Origin of the sequence: Bacteroides sp. 43_46 (assembly GCF_001915455.1) — a bacterium.
GTDB classification, from domain to species: domain Bacteria; phylum Bacteroidota; class Bacteroidia; order Bacteroidales; family Bacteroidaceae; genus Bacteroides; species Bacteroides caccae.
Map to the genome: position 1 here is coordinate 1 of NZ_MNQN01000005.1, position 2,422 is coordinate 2,422.

At 36.0% G+C, this 2,422-nt stretch carries 3 protein-coding genes; all 3 read right to left on the reverse strand.

The annotated features are described in order from the left end of the window. Positions 1-188: 188 nt before the first annotated feature. A complete protein-coding gene (locus BHV72_RS00170; RefSeq protein WP_005843109.1) occupies positions 189-830 on the reverse strand; it encodes a hypothetical protein in 642 nt (213 codons plus the stop codon). 21 nt (positions 831-851) lie between these two features. Beyond that, positions 852-1,982 (reverse strand): AAA family ATPase, encoded by a 1,131-nt coding sequence (locus tag BHV72_RS00175; RefSeq protein WP_007840914.1) that lies wholly within the window; start codon positions 1,980-1,982, stop codon positions 852-854. A gap of 316 nt (positions 1,983-2,298) precedes the next feature. Further along, the coding region (locus BHV72_RS00180; protein WP_286853282.1) for a glycoside hydrolase domain-containing protein at positions 2,299-2,422 on the reverse strand (124 nt) is incomplete at its 5' end.

Genomic DNA, 2,422 nt, shown 5'->3' on the forward strand with positions numbered 1-2,422 from the left:
GGAAAAATGACAATAAGAATGGCATATGAAATGGTCATGCCCTATCATCTTCATATGCCATCTTATTTTTTAGAGACATTTACTGAATATCCCTAGTTATATAATAAAAGAAGGTGTCTGAAATGGACAGCCTCCAAAAGTTAGACATAAAACTTTTAGAGGGCACTTCACTTTTCGGACACCTTCTTTTATTGAAACCGTTTCAAGACTTTTAGTATATCTTTGGGGTTTTCTATCTTAATCTTTTCTGTTTCAATGAACTCTTTGATAAGTTGTTGCTTATCTTTTGAATACAATTTCAGAAGTGAATGGATATTTCGAAAGCTTCTCAACTTGCCTTTAATCTGAGTGTAATAAACATTTTCCGTTACCATTTTATAGACCGAAAGGTCTAAATTCTGTTCACCGTTAACACGTTGGAAGCGTGTATTGACATCAATTGCTTGAACACTGCCATGAGTAACTGTTCCCATAGCTCCTTTCTTCCCGATATCTTTTGGCTTTACTTTCCAGTCTATAAAAAGAGTGGTATGCTGATCAGTCATCACTTCCATAAAATGTCCCTCAAACGGAATAAAGCGGTGTATATCAATGACTACTGTATCAATATCTTCCAAATTCTCTATAACCATGTCTGTCGATTCATTCAAAAAATGCATTTCCTTGTTTATACAGTCATAGTTAAATTTCCCTTTGGCAAACTGTTTGTTTTTCAATAAAACTTTTCCTGGAGTAAATTCCTTGAAGAAATAGCCGGCAGGTTGTTGGGCATTTATCAACGTTATGCTTCCCAATGCCAGAATTGCAATAAGAATTCCTTTTGTATTCATAGTGATGGAGATTTTAATTATTCATACTAGTCCTTTGAGCCAAATTGCCAAAAAACGATCGTATACTATATATCCTTGCTGCTCTTTTAAGACAAACTCCTTATTAATTAAAGACTTTAATGCTACATTTATGCTGCTGGCTCCTTTTAAATCATATTTCTTTATGAATGTGGCACTGTTAATCTCATTTACAATTTCCTCTTTGGCTATAGCTTTCAGCAACTGAATCTGATTGGAAGTTAAAAACTGGAAATAGGTTTGATAAGTATATTCTTCCTCCTGTATGATTTCCTGGATGAGTGTATGCAACAGCTCTATGGTCGGAGTCTGCTGTGGCAATGAATACAATCTGTTTAAAAGATATTGCATATACCACGTATGTCCTTTTACCGATTGATAAATTTCATGGAAGATATTTTCCTGCAAAGTTTTTTTCCTTTCATCAAACAGTTTCTTGGCAAACTCCCGGTAAGGAGTATAAGGAATAGGGGCCAGGAAAAGTTTCTGCGTAGATTGGTAAAAAGGTCTTTTGATGGAAAAGAAGATAGACTCCATCAAATGCTTTTTGCTGCCCGAAAAGATAAAATGCACATTCGGGGTGAACTGGATATACGATCTCAACAGGCCTTCCACTCCTTTCTCCGGATATTCCATTATTTGCTGGAATTCGTCAATGGCTATATAACATTCTACTCCCGATTGGTTTAGGTAGGTGAAAATCTCTTTCAAGGTTTCTTCTGAACGTTCCGGAATAAAGTCGAGTGTTACAGATGGCATTCCTGTAATTTCATCGGCGCTGATGACCGGACGGCAACTTTTAAAGAATGAGAATAGCGATTTTAAGGTACTCTGTGATAAGGTATCTAATTTCCCCAACACACTTCGTCCCAGTAGAGATACAAACTCCTGAAGATTCTGGGTTGAAAATATATCCAGATAAAAACAGGCGGCAGATTTATTTTCTTTTTGAATATAGTAAAATACATTCTTTATTAGTCCTGTCTTTCCCATACGGCGCGGACTGATTAATGTAATATTTCTGCCATTCTTTAATGCTGACATTAAAGAAGCTGTTTCTTTTTCGCGGTCACAGAAATAGTCGGGCCCTTGGTAACCGGTTATTAAAAATGGATTAGTAGAAATACTCTTCATTGCAGTTTTTATGTTACATAAAACATGTAACGCAAATAACGCAATAAAGTTTGGATTGAGCAAATATAAGAGTTGTATTTTTGTTTTGCCCATTATATCATGTTCTGACTTGACATGGTTCATGGCAACAATTTAATATGGCAATTACAAGATATCTAAAACAGAAGTTATGCTGATAATGATCATGTTTCATGGATAAGGGCATAAATACCTGGAGCATTATGATCCTTTGAAAAGCATCAGGAACAGAAAGCAGGAAGAGGGTATATAGCCGGAGCCGGCTGTTATACCCTCTTCCTGTAATGAGGTAGATTCCTTATTTCATCTTATACACCAAAGTCCCACCCTTCAAAATATCTTCATGCGAGATATAATTCTTTGTATAGGGTTCACCGTTCAGTGTGATGCTGTCAATGTACTTGTGTTCCTTTGACAATCCT